Origin of the sequence: Rhodococcus sp. HM1 (assembly GCF_023218075.1) — a bacterium.
Taxonomy (GTDB): Bacteria; Actinomycetota; Actinomycetes; order Mycobacteriales; family Mycobacteriaceae; genus Rhodococcus.
Genome location: NZ_JALPTB010000237.1, coordinates 1 through 388, shown reverse-complemented (window position 1 = coordinate 388; position 388 = coordinate 1). Strand labels below are relative to the sequence as shown.

Here is a 388-nt window from a genome sequence, read left to right as displayed (position 1 = left end):
GCCGAGCAACGCCCTGCGGGCGCACGCCTTCCTCGACCACGTCGACGGGTTCTCCATCGGCTCCAACGACATGACCCAGCTCGTGCTGGGCCTGGACCGCGACTCCAGCTTGGTCGCCGGCGCCTTCGACGAGCGCGACCCGGCGGTGCTCGCCGTGCTGGAGATGGCGATCACAGCCTGCCTGGAGCGCGGCAAGTACGTCGGCATCTGCGGGCAGGGCCCCAGCGACCACCCCGACCTGGCCGAGTGGCTGGTCGCGCAGGGGATCGAGTCGATGTCGCTGAACCCCGACACCGTCGTGGACACCTGGCAGCACCTCGCCCGGACCGCGCGGACCGCCCGTGCGACCTGACGCCGAGTTGACCGGCCGGCCGGCGCAGCCCGGACC

The 388-nt window shown here is 72.7% G+C and carries 1 protein-coding gene; it reads left to right on the top strand.

The window, feature by feature from the left end; genetic code table 11:
* A partial coding sequence (locus M1M07_RS32585; protein WP_308200894.1) for a putative PEP-binding protein occupies window positions 1-352 on the top strand: 352 nt, incomplete at its 5' end.
* Window positions 353-388 lie beyond the last annotated feature (36 nt).